The sequence below is a fragment of the Streptomyces sp. NPDC041940 genome (assembly GCF_055589465.1).
Window position 1 is genome coordinate 76850 of sequence record NZ_JBVJBP010000027.1, and the last position, 20903, is coordinate 97752.

Genomic DNA, 20903 nt, shown 5'->3' on the forward strand with positions numbered 1-20903 from the left:
ATCACCCATTCGAGGGATGAATGTGAGGTTTGTGCCCCGTTACGTCGCGACCGTGACGGTTGGTTTTCCGCCAAGTGGCCGGTTCTCACGGCGGTTTCGGGTCGGGTGGCCGAGGGTGAGCGGCTGTTTCGGGCCGATCGGCCCCCGCTCACGCGCCGGTGGCGGATTCCAGCCAGACCGGGTCGATCTCGCCCTCGGCCACGATCACGGCCGGGCCGGTCATCTCGATCTCGCCGTCGGGCCGCTCGGTGATCACCAGGGTGCCGCCGGGGACGTCCACGGTGTAGGTCGCCGGAACGCCGGTGGCCGCGGGGTCGGCACCGTCGCGCCGGGCGGTGGCCACGGCGACCGCGCACGCGCCCGTGCCGCAGGAGCGGGTCTCGCCGGAACCCCGCTCGTGCACGCGCATCGCGACGTGCCCGGGGGCCCGGTCGATCACGAACTCGACGTTCACACCGTCCGGGTAGGCGGCGGCCGGGCTGAAGGGCGGCGGGGAGAGCAGGTCACCCGCGTGGGACAGGTCGCCCACGAAGGCGACCGCGTGCGGGTTGCCCATGTTGACGTTCCGCGCGGGCCAGCTGCGCTCGCCGACGCTCACCGTGACATCGCCCTCGGGGAGCAGCGCGCTGCCCATGCCCACGGTGACGTCGCCGTCCTTGGCGATGTGCACGGCCTTCACGCCCCCGCGCGTGGCGACGGCGATGTCTCCTTCGGTCACGTGCCCGGCGCGCTGGAGGTAGCGCGCGAACACCCGCACGCCGTTGCCGCACATCTCCGCGATCGAGCCGTCGCCGTTGCGGTAGTCCATGAACCACTCCGCCTCGGCCGCCATGTGCCGGGCCTCGGGATGCGCCGCGGACCGCACGACGTGCAGCAGTCCGTCGCCGCCGATGCCCGCGCGGCGGTCGCACAGAGCGGCGACGGCGGCCGGGGGCAGGCCGATGGTGTTCTCGGGGTCCGGGACGATCACGAAGTCGTTCTCGGTGCCGTGGCCCTTGAGGAAGGCGATCCGCGTGCGCGTGCTCATTCCTCGATCGTACGGGGCGCTCCGCGGGGAGGGCCGGGTGCGGGGTGGTGAGTCCCGGTGCGGCCCGTCGCGGGCTGCGGGTGCGCCGTGGCGTGCGTGGCGCAGTTCCCCGCGCCCCTTGGGCGCTTGCTCTAGCGGAGCCTTGCCACCCGCCAGACGGCGAGGACCACGACGACGCCCACGACCAGGGCATACGCGATGACGACCCGCCAGTCCGGTCTGCGGCCGGAGCCGCGGGCCGGCAGGCCCGGCCAGGTGTAGCCGACGCGGCGGGCGGCCATCATGCCCCAGCCGGCCGCGCACGAGCAGATCAGCAGTCCGAGCATGGCGATGACGGCCCCGCTGTCGCCGAAGTCGAAGGCGAGCGGGAACGCGAACATCAGGGAGCCGAGTGCGGCCAGGCCCACGATGGGTGCGAGCTGCCAGATGCGCATCCGGCGCTGCGGGCGCAGCTCGACCTCGACCTCCTCCGCGAACATCTCGTCGGGCTCGGGGCCGTCGTCCGTCACACCCTGCGACTCGTCGTCGGGCCCGTCGGAGCTGAGACGGTCCGTCTCCTGCTCGGGTCCGTCCCGGTGCTCCGGTCCGTCCAGACGCTCCGGTTCATCCCGGTCGGCGGTGATGTGATCGGTGCTGTGTGCGGTGTCGCGAGGGCCGGCCTCCATCGCCACGCGCCCTCCCAACTAGGACTCACTCGGTCGATCGAAGCTCGATGATGGCACGCCGCCGCAGGCCCGGATGACGGCCTGGGCGTCCCGATGCCATGACGTGATCAGGCTGTAACCGGTCGTTCGACCAAGGACAGCGCGAGCTGCGGAAGTTCTGTGAGATCGGCCGCAGCCCCACTCAACCAGTGCACCCGCGGATCGCGCCTGAACCATGAATCCTGACGGCGCGCGAAGCGCTTGGTCGCACGCACGGTCTCGGCCCGCGCTTCCTCGATCGCGCACTCCCCGGCAAGCGCCGCGAGGACCTGCTGGTAGCCGAGCGCGCGCGAGGCTGTACGCCCTTCTCGCAACCCCTGCGCCTCCAGTGCGCGCACCTCGTCCACGAGGCCGGCGTCCCACATCCGGTCGACCCGGCGTGCGATGCGCTCGTCCAGCTCGGGGCGGGCCACGTCGACGCCGATCTGGAGGGTGTCGTAGACGGAGTCGTGGCCGGGGAGGTTGGCGGTGAAGGGCTTGCCGGTGATCTCGATCACCTCAAGGGCCCGGACGACCCGGCGGCCGTTGCTCGGCAGGATCGCGCGAGCGGCCTCGGGGTCGGCGGCGGCCAGGCGGGCGTGCAGCGCGCCCGGGCCGCGCAGCGTGAGTTCCTCCTCCAGGCGGGCGCGGACCTCGGGGTCGGTGCCGGGGAACTCCATCTTGTCGACGGCCCCGCGTACGTACAGTCCGGAGCCGCCGACCAGGATCGGCCAGCGGCCCTCGGCGAGCAGCACGTCGATCCGCTCCCGGGCGAGGCGCTGGTACTCGGCGACGGACGCCGTGACGGTCACGTCCCAGATGTCCATGAGGTGGTGCGGGACGCCGCCGCGCTCCTCGGGCGTCAGCTTGGCAGTGCCGATGTCCATCCCTCGGTAGAGCTGCATGGAGTCGGCGTTGACGACCTCGCCGCCGAGCCGCTGGGCCAGGAAAACGCCCAGATCGGACTTTCCGGCCGCAGTTGGTCCGACGACGGCGATGACGCGGGGGGCGGGGGATGCACTGCTCACCGACACAGTCTCGCAAACCTCGAACCCCGCTCCCGAACGAGTTACGTGACGCCGCAGCTGCGGGGTCGTTGCCCGTTGCGAGGTTCCTGCCGCCGGATCACAGAGGCGGTGGCCCGGGTCGCGCAAACAGACGCACCGGGCAACGCGGGATTTCGCCCGCACGAGTAACGTATGGAGTGGATATGGGCGTTTTTGCACGACTTCTCCGGCGGTCGAAGGCCACGCCTGAGGCGCCTGCCGCCGAGGCTCAGGCAGACACGGCGAAGGCCGGGCCCGAGGCGGAGGAGGCGGCCGAGGCCCCGGAGACGAAGGGGGCCGACGGAGTCACGGAAGCGGCCGAGGCAAGTGCCGAGGCCCCCGCCGAGGCCACCGAGGGCGAAGGCGTCGACATCCCCAAGCAGCAGTCCACCGACAAGGCGGCCGACAACGAGGCCGGCGAGGGCGCCCGTACGTGATCGCCCCGCGCGAGGGAAGGTGAAGCGATGGGTCTCCTGGACACCTTGAAAGCCAAGCTGGGCCCGGCCAAGGGCAAGGTCTCGGACCTCGCGCACCGGCACGAGGGCAGTGTCCACCACGGTCTCGAGAAGGCGGCTCACGCCATCGACAAGGGGACCAAGGGCAAGTACCGCGACAAGATCCAGTCAGGCACGGGCAAGGCCAAGGGCGCCATGGGCCGACTCGCGCACCAGGGCGACGACGGAACGGACGCGGCGGGCACGACACCGCCGCGGGACGCGAGTGGCACGACGCCACCGCCGAACGCGTCCGGCACCGCGCCGCCGGACGGACCACCGCCCACTTCCTGAGTAACGCAAGCTGAAGGGCACATCGGCGGACGGCCGCGGAGCACGAGGGCTCCCGGCCGTCCGCCGTTTCCCGTGCCCTGCCGCCCGGGCTAGGACCAGGTGGCCACGAGGTATCCCACGCCGTACGGCGCTTCGTCGTACAGCAGTGATCCGCCGAGGTCCGCGCCCTCGGCCGCGCCCGCCAGGACCTGCCAGGGGGCCCGGCCGGACGCCTTCAGTTCGTGCGCCAGTCGGGTGTCCAGCGTCATGAGGGCGGCCGTGTCCGCCGCGCCGAGCGCTCGCGCGACCTCCGCGTCGAAGGGCGCCGACCGTTCGTCCAGATAACCCGGGGCCTTGAGCGTCCGGCACGCGCCGGCGTCTCCCATCACCAGCAGCGCGACCCGCTCGGCCCGCGCGGCGATGTCCTGCCCGGTCCGGGCACACCTCTCGGGCGTGAGGGATTCCCCGACGCCGAGCCCCTCGACCGGGGCGTCGGACCACCCGGTCCGCTCCAGCAGCCAGGCGGCCACCGCCAGCGAGTACGGCAGCCGCTGTGTCCCGTGCGGGCCCGCGGCCGGCCCGAGCCGTACGTCGAGATCGACGCCGAAGCCCCGGAACGAACCCCGCGTGCCCTGCGGGTAGGTCTCGGGCCCGGCGCTCTCCCCCGGCCCGACGACCACGAGCCGGTCGGGCCGGGCGGCGGCGAGCACCCCCAGGACGTCCGTGCAGGCGGCCCGCGCGGCGTCCAGCTCCGGTGCGGCGCCCGCCGCGACCTCGGAGACCAGAAGCGGCGGGCAGGGGCAGACAGCGGCGGCGACAAGCATGATCGGCAGGGTAACCCCGGGGACCCGCCCGCACGCATCCCGCGCCCGGCGAACCGGCTTGCGGGTCACCGCGGGTGGGACCGGTCAGTCCAGGGCGCAGCCGCTCGTCGCGACCGGGAGCGGCTCGGGCACGCCGATCTTCGGCAGGCCGAGCAGCACTCCGGCCTGCTGTGCCGGCTTGCCCGCCTTCTCGGCGCTGCGCTTCTCCCAGGCGTCGCCCGCGCGCGTGCGGCGCACGTCGAGCACGGCGCCCTCGGCGAGGAGGTGGTGCGGAGCGGCGTAGGTGATCTCGACCGTCACCACGTCACCGGGGCGGACCTCCTGGTCCGGCTTGGTGAAGTGGACGAGGCGGTTGTCGGGGGCGCGGCCGGACAGGCGGTGGGTGGTGTCGTCCTTGCGGCCCTCGCCCTCGGCGACCATCAGCTCCAGCGTGCGGCCGACCTGCTTCTTGTTCTCCTCCCAGGAGATCTCCTCCTGGAGGGCGACGAGACGCTCGTAGCGCTCCTGGACGACCTTCTTGGGGATCTGGCCGTCCATCTCGGCGGCCGGGGTGCCGGGGCGCTTGGAGTACTGGAAGGTGAAGGCCTGGGCGAAGCGGGCCTCGCGCACCACGTGCAGCGTCTGCTCGAAGTCCTCCTCGGTCTCGCCGGGGAAGCCCACGATGATGTCGGTGCTGATCGCCGCGTGCGGGATGGCGGTGCGGACCTTCTCGATGATCCCGAGGAAGCGCTCCTGGCGGTAGGAGCGGCGCATCGCCTTCAGCACCGGGTCCGAGCCGGACTGGAGCGGCATGTGCAGCTGCGGCATCGCGTTGGGCGTCTCGGCCATGGCGGCGATGACGTCGTCGGTGAAGTCGCGCGGGTGCGGGGAGGTGAAGCGGACGCGCTCCAGGCCGTCGATCTTCCCGCAGGCGCGCAGCAGCTTGCTGAAGGCCTCGCGATCGCCGATGTCGGAGCCGTACGCGTTGACGTTCTGGCCGAGCAGCGTGATCTCGGAGACGCCCTCGCCGACCAGGGCCTCGATCTCGGCGAGGATGTCGCCGGGGCGGCGGTCCTTCTCCTTGCCGCGCAGGGCCGGGACGATGCAGAACGTACAGGTGTTGTTGCAGCCGACGGAGATCGACACCCAGGCCGCGTACGCGCTCTCGCGGCGCGTCGGCAGCGTCGAGGGGAACTCCTCCAGCGACTCGGCGATCTCGACCTGCGCCTCTTCCTGCACTCGGGCGCGCTCCAGCAGGACCGGCAGCTTGCCGATGTTGTGCGTGCCGAAGACGACGTCCACCCAGGGCGCCCGCTTCACGATGGTGTCGCGGTCCTTCTGCGCCAGACAGCCGCCGACCGCGATCTGCATGCCGGGGCGGCTCGCCTTCTTCGGCGCGAGGTGGCCCAGGTTGCCGTAGAGCTTGTTGTCGGCGTTCTCCCGCACCGCGCAGGTGTTGAACACGACGACGTCCGCCTCGCCGTCGGAGCCCTCGGGGGCGCGCACATAGCCCGCGTCCTCCAGCAGACCGGACAATCGCTCGGAGTCGTGGACGTTCATCTGACATCCGTAGGTGCGAACTTCATATGTCCTGGATGTCTGCTCATCCACTGCCGGGCTCCGGTCGCTGCTGATGGTCATGGCTCAAGGGTAGGCGCTCCCGGACTTGGCCCGCGTACGGACCGGTTCAGGACGCCTGAAGCACCGACGGTCCCTCCTCGAGGATGCGGGGGACACACTCCAAGCTCGCCGGCGACGACGCGAGGGAGCCCGGGCTCACGGCTCGATGAGCCCGGCGCGGATCGCGTACCGGGTCAGCTCCAGGCGGTCGCGCATGCCGAGCTTCTGGAGAAGGTTGGCGCGGTGGCGTTCGACCGTCTTGGCGCTGATGAAGAGGAGTTCGCCGATCTCCTTCGAGGTGTGGCCCTCGGCGACCAGCTTGAGGATCTCCTCCTCGCGCTCAGTGACGGCCCTCTCCGGCAGGCCGTCGCCCCGTTGCAGCCGCTCCAGGTAGGAGCGGACGAGGGCCCGCTCGGCGCCCGGGTAGATGAACGGCTCGTCGCGCACGGCCGCCCGGCAGGCCTCGACCAGGTCGCGATCGGCGACGGACTTGAGGACGTAGCCGCTGGCTCCGGCCCTGAGCGCCTCGAAGAAGTACTCCTCGTTGTCGTACATCGTCAGGATCAGGATGTGCAGGTCGGGCAGCCGGCGGGAGAGTTCGCGGGCCGCCTGGAGGCCGGTCATGCGGGGCATGGCGACGTCGAGGACGGCCAGGTCCACGGCGGTGTCGCGGGCCCGGGCGACGGCCTCGGCACCGTCCCCGGCCTCGGCGACGACCGTCAGGTCCGGTTCCCCGTCCAGGATGAGGCGCACTCCCCGGCGTACCAGGGTGTGGTCGTCGGCGAGCAGGACGCGGATGGGATTCCGGGCTGTCGTCTTCGTCACCGGTGCGGACATCAGGGTGCTCCTTCCGTCATCGGTACGCGCAGGCGTACGTCGGTGCCCCGGCCGCGGGCCGGTTCGACGGTGAGGGCGGCGCCGATCAGGAGGGCGCGTTCGCGCATGCCCGTGATGCCGGCGCCCTCCGGGGCGTCGCCGACGCCCGTGCCGTTGTCGCGTACGAGGAGTTCGACGCCGTCGGGGACCTGCTGGAGGCGGAGTTCGGCGCGGTCGGCGCCGGCATGGCGGGCGGTGTTGGTCAGGCCTTCCTGGGCCACCCGGTAGACGACGAGTTCCGATTCCGGGCTCAGGGCGGGGACGTCGCCGGTGACGTGGTGGCGCACGGTCAGCCCATGTGTCGTGAACTCGGAGGCGAGCGAGCGCAGGGCGCTGGCCAGCCCGAGTTCCTCCAGGACACCGGGACGCAGCCGGCGGGCGATACGGCGGATCTCGTCCAGACCGGCCCGGGTCGCCTCCTGCGCCTGGCCCACCTCCTCGCGCAGTTCCTCGGGCGCCCGGTCGGCGACGCGCTTGAGCTGGAGCAGGACGGCGGTCAGGGTCTGCCCGACCTCGTCGTGCAGCTCGCGGGCGATCCGGTGCCGTTCGCCCTCCTGTGCGGACAAAGCCCGGGCGGCGCCCGCGGCCCGCTCGGCCTCCAGCCGGTCGAGCATCGTGTTGTACGTCGCGATCAGCGCGGCCGTCTCCGCCGGGCCGGCGACCACCGGGCGGGATCCCGGACGCAGCAGATCGGCGGTGGCCATGGAAGTGCCGAGCCGTTGCAGGGGCGCGAGGCCGAAGCGCAGCACCAGGGCGTTGCCCGCCAGCAGCATCACCAGGCCGCCGAGCAGGACGAGCGCCTCGCCCGCCAGGACGGGGGTGGACACGGTGACCGGGCCGAGCAGCAATGCCGTGGCCACGACCAGGCCCGCGGCGTTGAGCGAGAAGATCCGCCAGAACAACGACACGTTCCTGGATCCGCCCCTTCCGGCCTTCGCGTACGGCACCTCCCGCTCCACCCTTTCCGGCGACCGGCCGCTGTGTATATCCGTCACAACACCCATGTCGTCACCGTACGGGCGGATGGCAGCATGCGGACTTGACCCGTCCGTTGATCTACACCGTTCACGACACCGACACAGCAACACCAACAAGACAAACAAACCAAACAAGACAAAAAAGGGGAAGCAACGTGTCAGCTCCGCGCCTGAGGGCGACGCCGCTGCCGGGGATCGGGGTCCAGTACGACCTGGAGACCCGGGAACACCGCCATCTGTCGGTGGTGGCGCACCGCGACGGCACGCGCACGGTCAACATGTACCGGGCCGACGATCCCGACTCCTGCGCGCATTCGCTGCGGCTGACCGGCTCGGAGGCGGGTTCGCTGATCGACGCGCTGAAGCCGTCCCATCACAGCCCGAGCCTGCTGTACACCACGGACCTGGGGCTGGTCGCCGAGCGGATCGAGGTGGCCGCGACCTCGCGCTGGAACGGGCGGGTGCTGGGCGACATGAAGATGCGGACGGAGACGGGGGCGTCGGTCGTGGCGGTGCTGCGCCGGGCCGAGGCCATTCCGTCGCCCGCGCCGGACTTCCGGCTGGCGGGCGGTGACACGCTGATCGTCGTCGGGACCCGTGAGGGCGTGGACGCCGCCGCGACGATACTCGGGCGGGAGTGAGCCTGTGCACTCCGCGGTCCTGCTCATCGAGTTCGGTTCCATCATTCTCGGCCTCGGCCTGCTCGGGCGGTTCGCCGCCCGTTTCCGGCTCTCGCCGATACCGCTGTACCTCCTGGCCGGTCTGGCCTTCGGCGAAGGCGGGCTGCTGCCGCTGGGCGCGAGCGAGGAGTTCATCGCCACGGGTGCCGAGATCGGCGTCATCCTCCTGCTGCTGATGCTGGGCCTGGAGTACACGGCGAGCGATCTGGTCTCCAACCTCAAGACGCACTACCCCTCCGGCCTGGTCGACTGCGCGCTCAACGCGCTGCCGGGAGCGGCGGTGGCGCTGCTGCTCGGCTGGGGGCCGGTGGCGGCCGTCGTGCTGGCCGGTGTCACCTGGATCTCGTCGTCCGGCGTGATCGCGAAGGTGCTCGGCGATCTGGGCCGGGTCGGCAACCGTGAGACACCGGTCATCCTCAGCGTGCTCGTGCTGGAGGACCTGGCGATGGCCGTGTACCTGCCCATCGTCACGGCGCTCGTGGCGGGCGTCGGGCTGATGGCCGGCAGTGTGACCCTGGCGATCGCGCTGGGCGCGGCGGGCCTCGTGCTGTTCCTGGCCCTGCGCTACGGCCGGCTCATCTCGCGGTTCGTCTCCAGCGACGACCCGGAGAAGCTGCTGCTGGTGGTGCTGGGCCTGACGATCCTGGTCGCGGGTGTCGCGCAGCAGCTCCAGGTGTCGGCCGCGGTCGGGGCCTTCCTGGTGGGCATCGCGCTCTCCGGAGAGGTGGCGGAGGGTGCGCACACCCTGCTCAGTCCCCTGCGGGACCTGTTCGCGGCGGTCTTCTTCGTCTTCTTCGGACTGCACACCGACCCGTCCAGCATCCCGCCCGTCCTGCTGCCCGCCCTCGCGCTGGCCGTCGTCACGGCCCTGACGAAGATCGCCACCGGGTACTGGGCGGCCCGGCGCGCCGGGATCTCCGTCAAGGGCCGCTGGCGGGCGGGCGGTGCGCTGGTGGCCCGCGGGGAGTTCTCGATCGTCATCGCCGGCCTGGCGGTCGCGGCCGGCATCGAGCCGTCCCTCGGCCCCCTGGCCACGGCCTACGTCCTCATCCTGGTCGTCCTCGGCCCCCTCACCGCGCGCTACACGGAGCCGGTGGCGATGTGGTGGAGCGGACGCCGCGAGGCCCGTCGGGGAACCCCGGAACCCGCGCCCCGGAAGGCCGAGGCGGAGGCGCCGGTGGGCGACTGAGGAAGGGGTGGGTCACCTCGGGGACCTCTGGTCACTGCCGGGAGCCCACCCCTGCCTGCGCAGCACCCCGGGCACGTCCGGTGCCTCGTAGTGCTCGCCCTTGAGGACCTTGCCGTCCTCGCGTCGGGAGACCGCGCCGTCGGGGCCGATCTTGGTCATGTTGGAGCGGTGGATCTCGGTCAGTACCGCGTCGAGGTCGATGCCGTGGACGAGGGCGGTGCCGTACGCGACGTAGACGACGTCCGCCAGTTCGTGGGCGAGCTTGTCGAGCGGGCCCCGGACCGACACCTCGGCGACCTCCGCGGCCTCCTCCGCGAGGAGTTCGCCGCGGTGGGCGGCGAGTTCCGGGGAGATCTCCGTCGGGGTACAGCGGGCGTCCAGGCCGAAGGCGAGGTGGAATTCACGGACCAGGTCAGCGGGCGAGGAGCTCATGGGAAGGACAGTAGCGGCCGCCACTGACAGTCCTCCCCGCCCCGGTGCCGGAGACCGCCCCTGGTCAGCGGGGCACCAAGGCTGGCAGGATCTCGCGCATGTCCAAGATGTTCCCCCGTATCGGCAGGCGCCGGGCCCTGCAGGGCGGCACCGCCGCGCTCCTGGTCCTCGGGCTGCTGCTGTGGTGGCTGCGCCCCTGGGCCGAGGAGCCTCCGGGCGGGGCGATCACCTTCAGCACGGGCACGCGCGCCGGGGTCTACCACGAGTACGGCGAACTCCTGCGTGCCGAGATCGACCAGGACATGCCGGGCCTGAGCGTGCGCCTGCTGACCAGCGCCGGTTCGCAGGAGAACGTCTCGGACGTGGCGACGGGCCAGGCCGACTTCGCGATCGCGGCGGCGGACGCGGTCGCCACGTACAGGCTCGGCCACGGTGCGGGCGCCGACCGGCTGCGCGGCATGGCCCGCCTCTACGACGACTACCTGCAGCTCGTCGTACCGCCCGACTCGGACATCCGCTCCGTCGCGGACCTGCGGGGCAAGCGCGTGGCCATAGGGCTGCCGAACTCCGGTGTGCGACTGATCGCGAACGGGGTGCTCAAGGCGGCCGGGATCGACCCGGAGAAGGACATCAAGCCCTCGTCGGACGGCATCGACACCGGTCCCAGGCGGCTGGGGCACGGCCTCGACGCGTTCTTCTGGTCGGGCGGACTGCCCACGGACGGGCTCAGCCGCCTCGCCAAGAAGTCGGCCTCCGCCTTCCGGTTCGTGCCGATCGACGCCGGGCTCGTCGCCAAACTGCACGACCAGGGCGGTGCCACGCGGTACTACCGCGCCACCAAGATGCCGGAGTCGGCCTACCCCACCATCCAGCGCGGTGACCCGGTGCCCACCCTGGCGGTGTCCAACCTGCTGGTCACACGCAGCGACATGGACCCCCGGCTCACCGAGTGGCTGACCCGTACGGTGATCGACAGCCGGGACGGCATCGGCGCGACCGTCCACTCCGCCCAGCTGGTCGATGTCCGCACCGCGATCTACACGGACCCGCTCCAGCTGCATCGCGGCGCCCAGAGCTACTACCAGTCCGTCAAGCCGTAGGCCCCGACCTCGGCACTCTCACGGTCACCCGCAGCCCGTGCGGCTCGTGACGGTCGTAGGCGATCGAACCGCCGCCCGCCGTGAGCAGCGCCCTGGAGATGGACAGTCCGAGGCCCGAGCCCTTGATGTTCTGGTGGCGGCTGCTGCGCCAGAAACGGTCGCCGACGCGGGCCAGCTCCTCGTCGGTCAGGCCGGGGCCCTGGTCGGTGACGACGATGGTGGAGGTGTCGCCGTGGGAGACGACGGTCACCTCGACGGTCTGGTCCTCGGGCGTGAACTTCACGGCGTTGTCGATGATCGCGTCCAGCGCGCTGGACAGCGCGACCGGGTCGGCCCACGCGGTCGTGGGCGGGCAGTCGCCGACCAGGCGTACGCCCTTGGCGTCGGCGGTCGGAGCCCAGGCCGCGAGGCGTTCGGCGGCCAGCTCGCCGATGTCGGTGATCCTCAGGTCGGCCTCGGTGTGCTCGGCCAGTGCCAGGTCCAGCAGGTCGTCCAGGACCTGCGCGAGGCGCTTGCCCTCGGCCTGGACGGAGGCGATCTCCTTGTTGCCCTCGGGCAGCTCGAACGAGAGCAGCTCGATGCGCAGCAGCAGCGCCGCGAGCGGGTTGCGCAGCTGGTGCGAGGCGTCGGCGACGAAGGCGCGCTGCTGCTCCAGCACGTCCTCGACGTTGTCCGCCATCTCGTTGAACGACCGGGCCAGACGCCTGAGTTCCGGTGGTCCGCCGGCGGCGGCGACCCGGGACTTGAGCCGCCCGGTGGCGATGTCGTGGGTGGTGGCGTCGAGGACGCGCACCGGCCGCAGGACCCAGCCGGTCAGCCGCAGCGCGGCGCCGACGGCCAGCAGCATCGCGGCGCCCTCGCCCGCTCCGATGACCAGCCAGCCGTGCAGGGTGCGCGAGCGCAGCTGCCCGGTGGGCGAGTCGGTGACGACGACCGCGACGACGTCCCCGTCCCGGATGACCGGCGAGGCGACCACGAGGTTGTTCCGCTGCCAGGGCCAGACCTGCTTCGGGTCGTGGCTGCGGCGGCTGAGCAGCGCCTCGTCGAAGGCGTCACGCACCTCGCCCTCTTCCGGCAGGGACCACCTGGCCGGTGCGTGAGCCATGGCACTGCCGCTGCGGTAGAAGACACCGGCCCGGATGCCGTAGACGTCGTAGTAACTGTCGAGCTCACTGCTGAGCGTGGCCAGGCGCTCGTTCTCGAAGGCGCCGGCGGTGCCGGTGGGCGAGTCGGTGACGAACTGGGCGAGGGCGGCGAAGCGCGCGGTGTCGTCGATGCGGTCGACGACGACTTTCTGCTGCTGGGCCCCGGCCAGACTGACGGCGAGCGGGACCCCGAGCGCGAGCAGCACGGCCGCCATCAGGATGATCAGCAGCGGGAGCAGACGAGTGCGCACCCGGCCCCGCTATCCGGCAGGCGCGACGAGCCGGTAGCCGACGCCGCGTACGGTCTCGATGAGGGCCGGCATGCGCAGCTTGGCGCGCAGGGACGCGACATGCACCTCCAGGGTGCGCCCGGTCCCCTCCCAGCTGGTCCGCCACACCTCGCTGATGATCTGCTCCCGGCGGAAGACCACCCCGGGCCGCTGCGCGAGCAGGGCCAGCAGGTCGAACTCCTTGCGGGTCAGCTGGACCACGGACCCGTCGACGCTGACCCGGCGGTTGGGCAGCTCGATGTGCACCGGGCCGAGGCGCAGCTCGGTCTCGATGCCGCTGGAGGTGTCCTCGTGGGAGGTGCGCCGGCTCACGGCGTGGATGCGGGCGAGCAGTTCCCCGGTGTCGTACGGCTTCACGACGTAGTCGTCGGCGCCGAGATTGAGGCCGTGGATGCGGGAACGGACGTCGGCGCGCGCGGTGACCATGATCACCGGGGTACTGGTCCGCTTGCGAATCTTGCCGCAGACCTCGTACCCGTCCTGGTCGGGCAGGCCGAGGTCGAGGAGGACGACACCGAAGCAGTCGCTCTCGGGGACGAGTGCCTGGAGGGCCTCCTCACCGCTGCGCGCGTGCGTGACGTCGAACCCGTGCCGCGCCAGGACAGCCGACAGGGCGGCGGCGACGTGGTTGTCGTCCTCGACGAGCAGCAGTCTCATCCGGGCCCCCTTCGGTTCACTGGCCGTACGATCGATCTGTGTACAAAAACGCGTGCACGCGCGCGTGCACGCCTTGCAGTCACGCTGATGGAAGAGGACGGCGTCAAGAGGGTTCCGGTTGCGGAGAGCTTCCGTTACCCGGCCGATATGAGCGCTGCTCACAAGTGCTACGACACGTGTCCGATTGCTATCGGATCGTGATGCTCAGATTCCCCTCAGATGTAATGACGCAGGTCGTAGAGGGTAACTACTGTCCTCCGAAACCGAGGAGGACGGAGCCTGAGAGCGATGACCGAAGTATCGGTGGCCAAGGAAGATGTGGCCGCGACCGGCGAACTGGTCGTCCTGAAGAGCGTCAACAAGCACTTCGGCGCGTTGCACGTACTCCAGGACATCGACCTGACGATCGCCCGCGGCGAAGTCGTCGTGGTCATCGGACCCTCCGGGTCCGGTAAGTCCACCCTGTGCCGCACCATCAACCGCCTGGAGACGACCGACTCCGGCTCGATCACGATCGACGGCAAGCCGCTGCCCCACGAGGGCAGGGAGCTGGCCAAGCTCCGGGCCGACGTCGGAATGGTCTTCCAGTCCTTCAACCTCTTCGCGCACAAGACCGTGCTCGAGAACGTGATGCTCGGCCAGATCAAGGTCCGCAAGAAGGACAAGAAGGCGGCCGAGGAGCGGGCTCGGGCCCTGCTCGACCGGGTCGGCGTGGGCGCGCAGGCCGAGAAGTACCCCGCACAGCTCTCCGGCGGTCAGCAGCAGCGCGTCGCGATCGCGCGGGCGCTGGCCATGGAGCCGAAGGTCATGCTCTTCGACGAGCCGACCTCCGCGCTCGACCCCGAGATGATCAACGAGGTGCTGGAGGTCATGCAGCAGCTCGCCCGCGACGGCATGACCATGATCGTCGTCACCCATGAGATGGGCTTCGCACGATCGGCCGCCAACCGCGTGGTGTTCATGGCGGACGGCCGAATCGTCGAGGAGGCTGCGCCCGACCAGTTCTTCAGCAATCCGCGTAGTGACCGTGCCAAGGACTTCCTGTCGAAGATCCTGCACCACTGACGGCCGGGTCGCGTCGGACGCGCCCTACGTCGCCCGCCCCTTGTGGGCCCGCATCTCTTCACCAGTCAAAGGATGTTCATCATGAAGCTCCGCAAGGTCACCGCCGCCTCGGCCACCGTGTTCGCTCTCGCCCTGACCGCCACCGCGTGCGGCGGCGACAACAGCACGGGCGGCGACTCCGGCTCCGACGGCGGCGGCGAGTCGATCACCGTCGGCATCAAGTTCGACCAGCCCGGCCTCGGCCAGAAGACGCCGCAGGGTTACGCCGGCTTCGACGTCGACGTCGCCACGTACGTCGCGAAGAAGCTCGGTTACGACGCGGACCAGATCGAGTGGAAGGAAGCGAAGAGCGCCGACCGCGAGACCATGCTGCAGCGTGGTGACGTCGACTTCATCGCCGCGACCTACTCGATCACCCCGGAGCGCCAGGAGAAGGTCGACTTCGCCGGTCCTTACCTGCTGGCCCACCAGGATGTGCTGGTCCGCGCCGACGACAACAAGATCAAGTCGCCGAAGGACCTGAACAACGCCAAGCTCTGCTCGGTGACCGGCTCCACCTCCGCGCAGAACGTGAAGGACAAGCTGGCGCCGAAGGCGCAGCTGCAGCCGTACCCGACGTACTCCGCCTGTCTGCCCGGCCTGCAGAACGGTGCCGTCGACGCGCTGACCACCGACGACTCCATCCTCGCCGGTTACGCCGCCCAGTCGCAGTTCAAGGGCAAGTTCAAGCTCGGCGGCTTCAAGCTGACCAACGAGAACTACGGCATCGGCGTCAAGAAGGGCAGCGACCTCAAGGCCGACATCAACAAGGCCCTCGAGGCCATGGTCGCCGACGGCGCCTGGCAGAAGGCCGTGGACAAGAACCTCGGCCCGGCCAACTACAAGAACGAGCCCGCGCCGAAGATCGGCGACATCAAGAGCTGAGGCAACGCCTGACGGGTGCGCCGCCCCGCGGGGCGGCGCACCGGGGCATCCCTATACGCGGAAGCGCGGGAGATCGTGTTCGACTTTCTTGAGGATTACGACCTGCTGGGAGCCTTCTGGACGACAGTGCAACTCGCTGCGCTGTCCGCCGTCGGCTCTCTCATCTGGGGCACCATGCTGGCCGCCATGCGCGTCGGCCCGGTGCCGCTGATGCGCGGTTTCGGGACCGCGTACGTGAACATCGTGCGGAACATCCCGCTGACCGTCATCATCCTGTTCACGTCGCTGGGCCTGAACCAGACGCTGGGTGTCTCCCTCGGCGCCGATGACGTCGAGACGATCAACTTCCGGCTGGCGGTCCTGGGCCTGATCTTCTACACCTCGTCCTTCGTGTGCGAGGCGCTGCGCTCCGGCATCAACACGGTGCCGGTCGGGCAGGCGGAGGCGGCTCGGGCGATCGGCCTCAGCTTCCGCCAGGTGCTGGGTCTGGTCGTACTGCCGCAGGCGTTCCGCTCGTCGGTCGTCCCGCTGGCGAACGTACTGATCGCCCTCATCAAGAACACCACGGTCGCGGCCGCCATCGGTGTCGCCGAGGCGGCGGTACTGATGAAGGAGATGATCGAGAACGAGGCCCAGCTGCTGCTGATCGCGGCGATCATCGCGTTCGGCTTCGTGGTTCTGACGCTGCCGACCGGTCTGATCCTCGGTTGGGTGGGCAAGAAGGTGGCGGTGAAGCGATGAGCTCCGTTCTGTACGACGCCCAGGGCCCTCGGGCCAAGCGGCGCAACATCGTCCTCACGGTGGTCTTCGTGGCCGCCGCCGCAGCCCTGCTGTGGTGGGTAATCGGCACCCTCAAGGACAAGGGCCAGCTGGAGTGGGCTCTGTGGGAGCCGTTCTTCTCCGGCACCGAGGCGTGGTCCACCTACATCTGGCCGGGTCTGCTGAACACGCTGAAGGCCGCCGCCCTGGCGGTGATCATCGCGATGCCGCTCGGCGCGGTGCTCGGCATCTCCCGCCTCTCGGACCACGCGTGGGTCCGGGTTCCGGCCGCGGTCGTGGTCGAGTTCTTCCGGTCCATCCCCGTGCTGGTCCTGATGATCTTCGGCCTCGCCCTGTTCGCCGAGTACACCAACGTCAGCTCCGACGACCGTCCGCTCTACGCGGTCGTCACCGGCCTGGTGCTGTACAACGCGTCCGTCCTCGCCGAGATCGTCCGGGCGGGCATCCTGGCCCTGCCCAAGGGCCAGTCCGAGGCGGCGCAGGCGATCGGCCTGCGCAAGGGCCAGCTGATGCGCCTGATCCTCCTCCCGCAGGCGGTCACCGCGATGCTCCCGGCCATCGTGAGCCAGCTCGTCGTCATCGTGAAGGACACCGCGCTCGGCGGCGCCGTCCTCACCTACTCCGAACTGCTCTCCGCGGCGAACACGATGAGCGGCTACTACGGCGCGAACATCATCGCCAGCTTCACGGTCGTGGCCGTCATCTTCATCGCGCTCAACTTCGCCCTCACGTCCTTCGCGAGCTGGCTGGAGCGCCGGCTGCGTCAGGCGAAGAAGTCGACGGGCGCGGTCGTCGGTGCGAACGACGCGCAGATCGCCGGCACAGGCGGGACCGGCGCCGGAGGCACCGTCTGACACTCGGTCAACCCGGATGACATACTCAGGGGCAGTGGCATGATCGCCACTGCCCCTGGTCACTTGACGCAAGCACCGGCAATGGGTTGCATACGTTCTGTGATCGTGCACCCTGCTCCAACTTCGTGTTCACCTGCGTCCCCCGGGACGTCACCACGGGCAGGGGGCGCCGCGCCGTGGACCCGGTGATCGTCGTCGGAGCGGGGCCCGTCGGGCTCACGCTCGCCCTGGCGCTGGCGCGTCAGGAGGTGCCGTGCGTCGTTCTCGACGAGGGGCCGGGCAAGGACGAACCCCGCGCGTCGCGCACCGTGGTGCTGCGCGAGGACACCACCGCCCTCATCGAACGGCTGACCGGCGTTCCCATGGACCGGATCGGCGCCCACTGGGCCGGATGGCGGTCGGTGCGGCGCAAGCAGGTGATGCGCGAGGTCTTTTTCGACGGCACCGAGCCCGTCCCGCTGCACATCGCCCAGCACGTGCTGACCGACGCCCTGCGCGCGGCCCTCGCGGGCGAACCGCTCGTCAAGATCGCCGTGGAGAGCCGGCTCGACGGCATAGAGCAGGAGTCCTCGGGCGTCACGGCCCACACTCGCGGCCCCAAGGGCACATGGTGGCGCGGCAGTTACCTGGTCGGGTGCGACGGCCCCCGCTCGACCGTACGCAAGCTCCAGGACATCCGCTTCCCCGGCCGTACGGCGGTGGAACGTCACGCCGTGGCGGCCCTGCGGACGGAACTGCCCTGGTACAACGAGGCGTTGCTGCACCGCATGCCGCCGTGGCGTATGTCGGGCCCCTCGGCCGGCGAGGTCACCGCGCGCCCCCTGCCGGACGGCATCTGGCGCCTGGACTGGCTCCTGCCGCCCGGAAAAGACCTGGTCACCCCCGAGCTGCTGCTGACCCGCATCCGGGAGACACTGGCGGGCTGGTCGGGCGGCACGACCCCGCCGTACGAGCTCCTGGACACCGGTGTGCACACCGTCCATCACCGGCTGGCCCGCCGCTGGCGCGCCGACCGCGTCTTCCTCGCGGGGGACGCGGCGCACCTCCACGGCTCACTGGGCACCCACGGGCTGGACGAGGGCCTGCGGGACGCCGACAACCTCGCCTGGAAACTGGCCCTGGCCTGGCATCACGGGCCCCACGAGGCGCTCCTCGACAGCTACCAGACCGAACGCCGGGCGATCGTGGCGGCCCGGCTCCGCGCAGCCGACCAGGCCCTGCCCCTGCTGCGCGGCGGCGGAGGCCTGCGCTCCTACGTCCCCGGCACGACCCGGGGCCACGACTCGCTCCTCACGGACGGCCATCTGGGGCACGGCCAGTTGGGCGCGCCGGGGGCGTACGCCGACTCGCCGCTCGCTCCCCCACCCCTCGAAGGAGAGGTCCCGGTCCGGACCTCGCCCGGCTCGTCGGTCATCGACGTACGGGTCACAGCGGAGGACGGCACCTTCGTCCGGCTGCGGGACCGGCTCGGCCGCGGCGCGCTGCTCGTCGTGCTGATCGCCCCTGGCACGGGCGTGTGGGAACGCAGGCACTGGGTGAGCGCCGGCATCATGCCCCAGCTCGCCGCCGCGGTCATGGCGCTGCCGCACCACGCCGAGCTGCTGGTCGCCGAGAGCTATCCCGGCGCTGCCGCGCACACGGTGCTCCTGGTACGCCCCGACGGCCATCTCGTGACCGCGCTGGGCGGAGTACGACCGGCTGATCTGTACACGGCGGCCGAGGCCGCGCTGGGCGGGCCGGCCAAGGCAGAGGCGCAGGCACAGGCACAGGCACAGGCCGGTGCGTCGGCCGGTTCGCGCTGACCTGGAGTACCGGAGGGGACGGCGTGCTCTCTGTCACAGTGCGTCCGCATGGTGACAGTGAGTTGACCGGCTCGGACGGCCGTGGTGTACTCCGGTGCGTGACCGACACCTGTGTGCGCCTGTGGCGGAGGGTCCATATGGACCTCCTCCGCTATGCGGGCTGCGTGTGTCGCCCGTCCTGCTGACTTCGCATCCCTCTTTCCTCCGCGCGCGCCGCGCTCTCCACGCCGGCCGACGCGCCTCCCGTGCGAACCCGCATCAGGACCTCCAGGACGGCACCCGTGTCTGTATCCCCCTCCGCATCCCCTTCCCCTGTCTCCACGTCTGTCTCCTCCGCCTCTTCCGGGCCCACCCAGGCTGACCTCTTCGACTTCGTCCGGCGTACGGCCGCCGACACCGAGCTGATCGACTCCCTGCCGCTCGACCCGGAAGGGCGCACCTGGGTGCGGCTGGAGGGGCCCGGCGGCAGCGAGGCCTGGCTGATCGGCTGGCCGCCCGGCACGGGCACCGGCTGGCACGACCACGCCGAGTCGGTCGGCGCCTTTCTGACCGCGTCGGGCGAGCTCAGGGAGAACTCGCTCACCGCGCGGCTGCCCGCCGACGGCTGGAAGACCCTGGAGCTCTCCGACGGTGTGGACCGGGAACGCCGGCTGCCGTCCGGCCAGGGCCGCGCCTTCGGACGGCACCACGTCCACGAGGTGCTCAACGAGTCCCCCGAGCAGCACGCGATCTCCGTCCACGCCTACTACCCGCCCCTGCCGCAGATCCGCCGCTACAGCCGCAGCGGGCCGATTCTCCGGCTCGAGCAGGTCGAGCGGCCGGAGGACTGGCAGTGAGCGCCCTACACGAGCCGACGAGCGGCAGCGGCAGCGGCAGCGGCAGCGGCAGCGGCAGCGGCGGTATCCAACCTCCCGTCGGCATCGACGAGTTGCTGGAGCGCGTCCGCGCGGGCTACGAGCGGATCGAGCCGCGGCAGGCGTACGAGGCCGCCGAGGCGGGTGACGCCCTGCTGGTGGACATCCGCTACGCGGCACTGCGCGAGCGCGACGGCCTCATCCCCGGTGCGCTTGTCGTCGAGCGCAACGAGCTGGAGTGGCGTCTCGACCCGCGGGGCAGCCACCGGGCCGCCGAGGCCACGAGCCACTCCCTGCGTGTCGTCGTGATCTGCAACGAGGGCTACGCCTCCAGCCTGGCGGCTCAGTCCCTGCACCAGCTGGGCCTGCACCGGGCCACCGACCTGGTCGGCGGGTTCCAGGCGTGGAAGGCGTCGGGGCTTCCGGTCGTGTGATCACACCGGAGCTTCCGAACGGCCCGCCCCGGAAGCGCAGGTCTCAGAACGGCTCGTCCCCGAGAAAGTCCGTGTCCTCGCCCTCCTCCTCCAGCGCCTGCCGGACCACCCGCAGGGCCAAGCCCTCGGAGTAGCCCTTGCGGGCGAGCATGCCCGCGAGGCGGCGGAGTCGCTTGTCGCGGTCGAGCCCACGGGTGGAGCGGAGCTTGCGTGCGACGAGTTCGCGCGCGGTCTCTTCTTCCTGCTCGGGCTCGAGCTGGGAGACGGCCTCGTCGATCAGCGTGGAGTCGACGCCCTTGGTCCGCAGCTCCCGGGCGAGCGCACGCCGGGCCAGCCCTCGGCCGCGGTGGCGGGACTCCACCCAGGCGTCCGCGAAGGCGCTGTCGTTGATGAGGCCGACCTCTTCGAACCTCGCCAGCACCTCCTCGGCGGCGTCGTCCGGGATCTGCCGCTTGCGCAGGGCGTCGGCGAGTTGCCTGCGGGTCCGCGGGGTCCCGGTGAGCAGGCGCAGGCAGATCGCCCGAGCCTGCTCGACCGGGTCCCCTGGAGGCTCCCCCTGCTCGGCCCTCGACGAGGCGGGAGAGCCTCCGTCTTCGGTAATCACCTCACCGAAGCCCTGCCGGCGACGTCCACGGCCACGCCGCGCCCCGCCGTCACGCGAGCCGTCCCTGCGTGAGCCGCCTCCGCGTGTGCCTGTGCCGGGTGAGTCACCGCCCGGGGAGCCGCCCCCGTACGGCCCCTCGTCCTCCCCGTACGGCCCATCGGAGTACGGCCCACCGGTCCCGTACGCGCCGTCACCGTCCACGGCCGAGCCCGCGTCGTCTCCGGTGCCCCTCCCCCGTGGGGCACCGGAGGCGGCGTACTCGTACTCCGCCCAGTCGGTTCGTCGTGTCACGGG

At 71.0% G+C, this 20903-nt stretch carries 24 protein-coding genes; 13 read left to right on the top strand and 11 right to left on the bottom strand.

What is annotated here, in order from left to right:
- Positions 1–148: 148 nt before the first annotated feature.
- The 3 genes from dapF to miaA all read right to left on the bottom strand — a co-directional run bounded on the left by dapF (position 149) and on the right by miaA (position 2738).
- On the bottom strand, positions 149–1027 hold the full coding sequence (gene dapF / locus ACZ6I3_RS34195; RefSeq protein WP_469420009.1) for a diaminopimelate epimerase: 879 nt from the start codon (positions 1025–1027) through the stop codon (positions 149–151).
- A 131-nt stretch (positions 1028–1158) separates the two neighbouring features.
- A complete protein-coding gene (locus ACZ6I3_RS34200) occupies positions 1159–1692 on the bottom strand; it encodes a hypothetical protein (RefSeq protein ID WP_469420085.1) in 534 nt (177 codons plus the stop codon).
- A gap of 107 nt (positions 1693–1799) precedes the next feature.
- Positions 1800–2738 carry a tRNA (adenosine(37)-N6)-dimethylallyltransferase MiaA gene (gene miaA / locus ACZ6I3_RS34205; RefSeq protein ID WP_469420010.1) on the bottom strand — a complete coding sequence of 313 codons (939 nt, stop codon included), beginning with the start codon at positions 2736–2738 and terminating at the stop codon, positions 1800–1802.
- Between the two features lie 182 nt (positions 2739–2920).
- On the opposite strand from miaA, the gene ACZ6I3_RS34210 reads away from it, so the two are divergent.
- Together ACZ6I3_RS34210 and ACZ6I3_RS34215 are read left to right on the top strand one after the other, a co-directional pair.
- On the top strand, positions 2921–3193 hold the full coding sequence (locus ACZ6I3_RS34210) for a hypothetical protein (RefSeq protein ID WP_469420012.1): 273 nt from the start codon (positions 2921–2923) through the stop codon (positions 3191–3193).
- 27 nt (positions 3194–3220) lie between these two features.
- Positions 3221–3544 (top strand): antitoxin, encoded by a 324-nt coding sequence (locus ACZ6I3_RS34215; RefSeq protein WP_469420014.1) that lies wholly within the window; start codon positions 3221–3223, stop codon positions 3542–3544.
- A gap of 89 nt (positions 3545–3633) precedes the next feature.
- Here the strand turns inward: ACZ6I3_RS34215 and ACZ6I3_RS34220 are convergent, their stop codons facing one another.
- The 4 genes from ACZ6I3_RS34220 to ACZ6I3_RS34235 all read right to left on the bottom strand — a co-directional run bounded on the left by ACZ6I3_RS34220 (position 3634) and on the right by ACZ6I3_RS34235 (position 7826).
- Positions 3634–4347 (bottom strand): class III extradiol dioxygenase subunit B-like domain-containing protein, encoded by a 714-nt coding sequence (locus ACZ6I3_RS34220; protein WP_469420015.1) that lies wholly within the window; start codon positions 4345–4347, stop codon positions 3634–3636.
- Positions 4348–4431: 84 nt separating this feature from the next.
- The gene (gene miaB / locus ACZ6I3_RS34225) at positions 4432–5967 is read right to left on the bottom strand and encodes a tRNA (N6-isopentenyl adenosine(37)-C2)-methylthiotransferase MiaB (RefSeq protein WP_469420016.1); all 1536 of its coding nucleotides are present in this window, start codon (positions 5965–5967) and stop codon (positions 4432–4434) included.
- 135 nt (positions 5968–6102) lie between these two features.
- Positions 6103–6783 carry a response regulator gene (locus ACZ6I3_RS34230; RefSeq protein WP_469420018.1) on the bottom strand — a complete coding sequence of 227 codons (681 nt, stop codon included), beginning with the start codon at positions 6781–6783 and terminating at the stop codon, positions 6103–6105.
- Positions 6783–7826: a sensor histidine kinase gene (locus ACZ6I3_RS34235; RefSeq protein ID WP_469420020.1), complete on the bottom strand. Its 1044-nt coding sequence runs from the start codon at positions 7824–7826 to the stop codon at positions 6783–6785. The genes ACZ6I3_RS34230 and ACZ6I3_RS34235 overlap by 1 nt, the downstream gene beginning before the upstream one ends.
- A gap of 128 nt (positions 7827–7954) precedes the next feature.
- Between ACZ6I3_RS34235 and ACZ6I3_RS34240 the strand changes: the two genes are divergently transcribed.
- Together ACZ6I3_RS34240 and ACZ6I3_RS34245 are read left to right on the top strand one after the other, a co-directional pair.
- Positions 7955–8440, top strand: coding sequence for a cation:proton antiporter regulatory subunit (locus ACZ6I3_RS34240; RefSeq protein ID WP_469420021.1), 486 nt, complete (start codon positions 7955–7957; stop codon positions 8438–8440).
- 4 nt (positions 8441–8444) lie between these two features.
- On the top strand, positions 8445–9668 hold the full coding sequence (locus ACZ6I3_RS34245) for a cation:proton antiporter (RefSeq protein ID WP_469420022.1): 1224 nt from the start codon (positions 8445–8447) through the stop codon (positions 9666–9668).
- A gap of 12 nt (positions 9669–9680) precedes the next feature.
- On the opposite strand, the gene ACZ6I3_RS34250 is transcribed toward ACZ6I3_RS34245, so the two are convergent.
- Positions 9681–10100, bottom strand: a complete 420-nt coding sequence (locus tag ACZ6I3_RS34250; protein ID WP_469420024.1) for a pyrophosphohydrolase domain-containing protein — start codon at positions 10098–10100, stop codon at positions 9681–9683.
- A gap of 98 nt (positions 10101–10198) precedes the next feature.
- Between ACZ6I3_RS34250 and ACZ6I3_RS34255 the strand changes: the two genes are divergently transcribed.
- Positions 10199–11200 (top strand): TAXI family TRAP transporter solute-binding subunit, encoded by a 1002-nt coding sequence (locus ACZ6I3_RS34255; protein WP_469420026.1) that lies wholly within the window; start codon positions 10199–10201, stop codon positions 11198–11200.
- Here the strand turns inward: ACZ6I3_RS34255 and ACZ6I3_RS34260 are convergent.
- On the bottom strand, positions 11190–12596 hold the full coding sequence (locus ACZ6I3_RS34260; protein ID WP_469420028.1) for a sensor histidine kinase: 1407 nt from the start codon (positions 12594–12596) through the stop codon (positions 11190–11192). The two genes, ACZ6I3_RS34255 and ACZ6I3_RS34260, sit on opposite strands and share 11 nt — an antisense overlap.
- Positions 12597–12605: 9 nt before the next feature.
- Positions 12606–13292 carry a response regulator transcription factor gene (locus ACZ6I3_RS34265; protein ID WP_469420030.1) on the bottom strand — a complete coding sequence of 229 codons (687 nt, stop codon included), beginning with the start codon at positions 13290–13292 and terminating at the stop codon, positions 12606–12608.
- A 288-nt stretch (positions 13293–13580) separates the two neighbouring features.
- Here ACZ6I3_RS34265 and ACZ6I3_RS34270 point away from each other — a divergent pair, with 288 nt between their 5' ends.
- From ACZ6I3_RS34270 to ACZ6I3_RS34305, 8 genes are all read left to right on the top strand, one after another.
- Entirely contained in the window at positions 13581–14357 is a 777-nt protein-coding gene (locus tag ACZ6I3_RS34270) for an amino acid ABC transporter ATP-binding protein (protein WP_469420032.1), read from the top strand.
- Between the two features lie 81 nt (positions 14358–14438).
- The gene (locus tag ACZ6I3_RS34275) at positions 14439–15281 is read left to right on the top strand and encodes a glutamate ABC transporter substrate-binding protein (protein ID WP_469420033.1); all 843 of its coding nucleotides are present in this window, start codon (positions 14439–14441) and stop codon (positions 15279–15281) included.
- Between the two features lie 75 nt (positions 15282–15356).
- Positions 15357–16022 carry an amino acid ABC transporter permease gene (locus ACZ6I3_RS34280; RefSeq protein ID WP_193476363.1) on the top strand — a complete coding sequence of 222 codons (666 nt, stop codon included), beginning with the start codon at positions 15357–15359 and terminating at the stop codon, positions 16020–16022.
- Complete coding sequence (locus tag ACZ6I3_RS34285; protein WP_469420035.1) at positions 16019–16915, top strand: amino acid ABC transporter permease; 897 nt, start codon at positions 16019–16021, stop codon at positions 16913–16915. Before ACZ6I3_RS34280 ends, ACZ6I3_RS34285 begins: the two co-directional genes overlap by 4 nt.
- A gap of 176 nt (positions 16916–17091) precedes the next feature.
- Positions 17092–18717, top strand: coding sequence for an FAD-dependent monooxygenase (locus tag ACZ6I3_RS34290; RefSeq protein ID WP_469420037.1), 1626 nt, complete (start codon positions 17092–17094; stop codon positions 18715–18717).
- Positions 18718–18830: 113 nt separating this feature from the next.
- On the top strand, positions 18831–18902 hold the full coding sequence (locus ACZ6I3_RS34295; RefSeq protein WP_310851512.1) for a putative leader peptide: 72 nt from the start codon (positions 18831–18833) through the stop codon (positions 18900–18902).
- Positions 18903–18998: 96 nt separating this feature from the next.
- Positions 18999–19553 carry a cupin domain-containing protein gene (locus tag ACZ6I3_RS34300; RefSeq protein ID WP_469420039.1) on the top strand — a complete coding sequence of 185 codons (555 nt, stop codon included), beginning with the start codon at positions 18999–19001 and terminating at the stop codon, positions 19551–19553.
- A 65-nt stretch (positions 19554–19618) separates the two neighbouring features.
- The gene (locus ACZ6I3_RS34305; protein ID WP_469420086.1) at positions 19619–20005 is read left to right on the top strand and encodes a rhodanese-like domain-containing protein; all 387 of its coding nucleotides are present in this window, start codon (positions 19619–19621) and stop codon (positions 20003–20005) included.
- A 43-nt stretch (positions 20006–20048) separates the two neighbouring features.
- Here ACZ6I3_RS34305 and recX read toward each other — a convergent pair whose 3' ends face one another.
- Positions 20049–20900: a recombination regulator RecX gene (recX, locus tag ACZ6I3_RS34310; protein ID WP_469420040.1), complete on the bottom strand. Its 852-nt coding sequence runs from the start codon at positions 20898–20900 to the stop codon at positions 20049–20051.
- Positions 20901–20903 lie beyond the last annotated feature (3 nt).

Bases quoted from the DNA above. Each gene is read 5' to 3' on its own strand.
- dapF (WP_469420009.1), bottom strand. From the start codon at position 1,027: ATGAGCACGCGCACGCGGATCGCCTTCCTCAAGGGCCACGGCACCGAG.
- ACZ6I3_RS34200 (WP_469420085.1), bottom strand. From the start codon at position 1,692: ATGGAGGCCGGCCCTCGCGACACCGCACACAGCACCGATCACATCACC.
- ACZ6I3_RS34210 (WP_469420012.1), top strand. From the start codon at position 2,921: ATGGGCGTTTTTGCACGACTTCTCCGGCGGTCGAAGGCCACGCCTGAG.
- ACZ6I3_RS34215 (WP_469420014.1), top strand. From the start codon at position 3,221: ATGGGTCTCCTGGACACCTTGAAAGCCAAGCTGGGCCCGGCCAAGGGC.
- ACZ6I3_RS34220 (WP_469420015.1), bottom strand. From the start codon at position 4,347: ATGCTTGTCGCCGCCGCTGTCTGCCCCTGCCCGCCGCTTCTGGTCTCC.
- miaB (WP_469420016.1), bottom strand. From the start codon at position 5,967: ATGACCATCAGCAGCGACCGGAGCCCGGCAGTGGATGAGCAGACATCC.
- ACZ6I3_RS34230 (WP_469420018.1), bottom strand. From the start codon at position 6,783: ATGTCCGCACCGGTGACGAAGACGACAGCCCGGAATCCCATCCGCGTC.
- ACZ6I3_RS34235 (WP_469420020.1), bottom strand. From the start codon at position 7,826: ATGGGTGTTGTGACGGATATACACAGCGGCCGGTCGCCGGAAAGGGTG.
- ACZ6I3_RS34250 (WP_469420024.1), bottom strand. From the start codon at position 10,100: ATGAGCTCCTCGCCCGCTGACCTGGTCCGTGAATTCCACCTCGCCTTC.
- ACZ6I3_RS34255 (WP_469420026.1), top strand. From the start codon at position 10,199: ATGTCCAAGATGTTCCCCCGTATCGGCAGGCGCCGGGCCCTGCAGGGC.
- ACZ6I3_RS34265 (WP_469420030.1), bottom strand. From the start codon at position 13,292: ATGAGACTGCTGCTCGTCGAGGACGACAACCACGTCGCCGCCGCCCTG.
- ACZ6I3_RS34270 (WP_469420032.1), top strand. From the start codon at position 13,581: ATGACCGAAGTATCGGTGGCCAAGGAAGATGTGGCCGCGACCGGCGAA.
- ACZ6I3_RS34275 (WP_469420033.1), top strand. From the start codon at position 14,439: ATGAAGCTCCGCAAGGTCACCGCCGCCTCGGCCACCGTGTTCGCTCTC.
- ACZ6I3_RS34285 (WP_469420035.1), top strand. From the start codon at position 16,019: ATGAGCTCCGTTCTGTACGACGCCCAGGGCCCTCGGGCCAAGCGGCGC.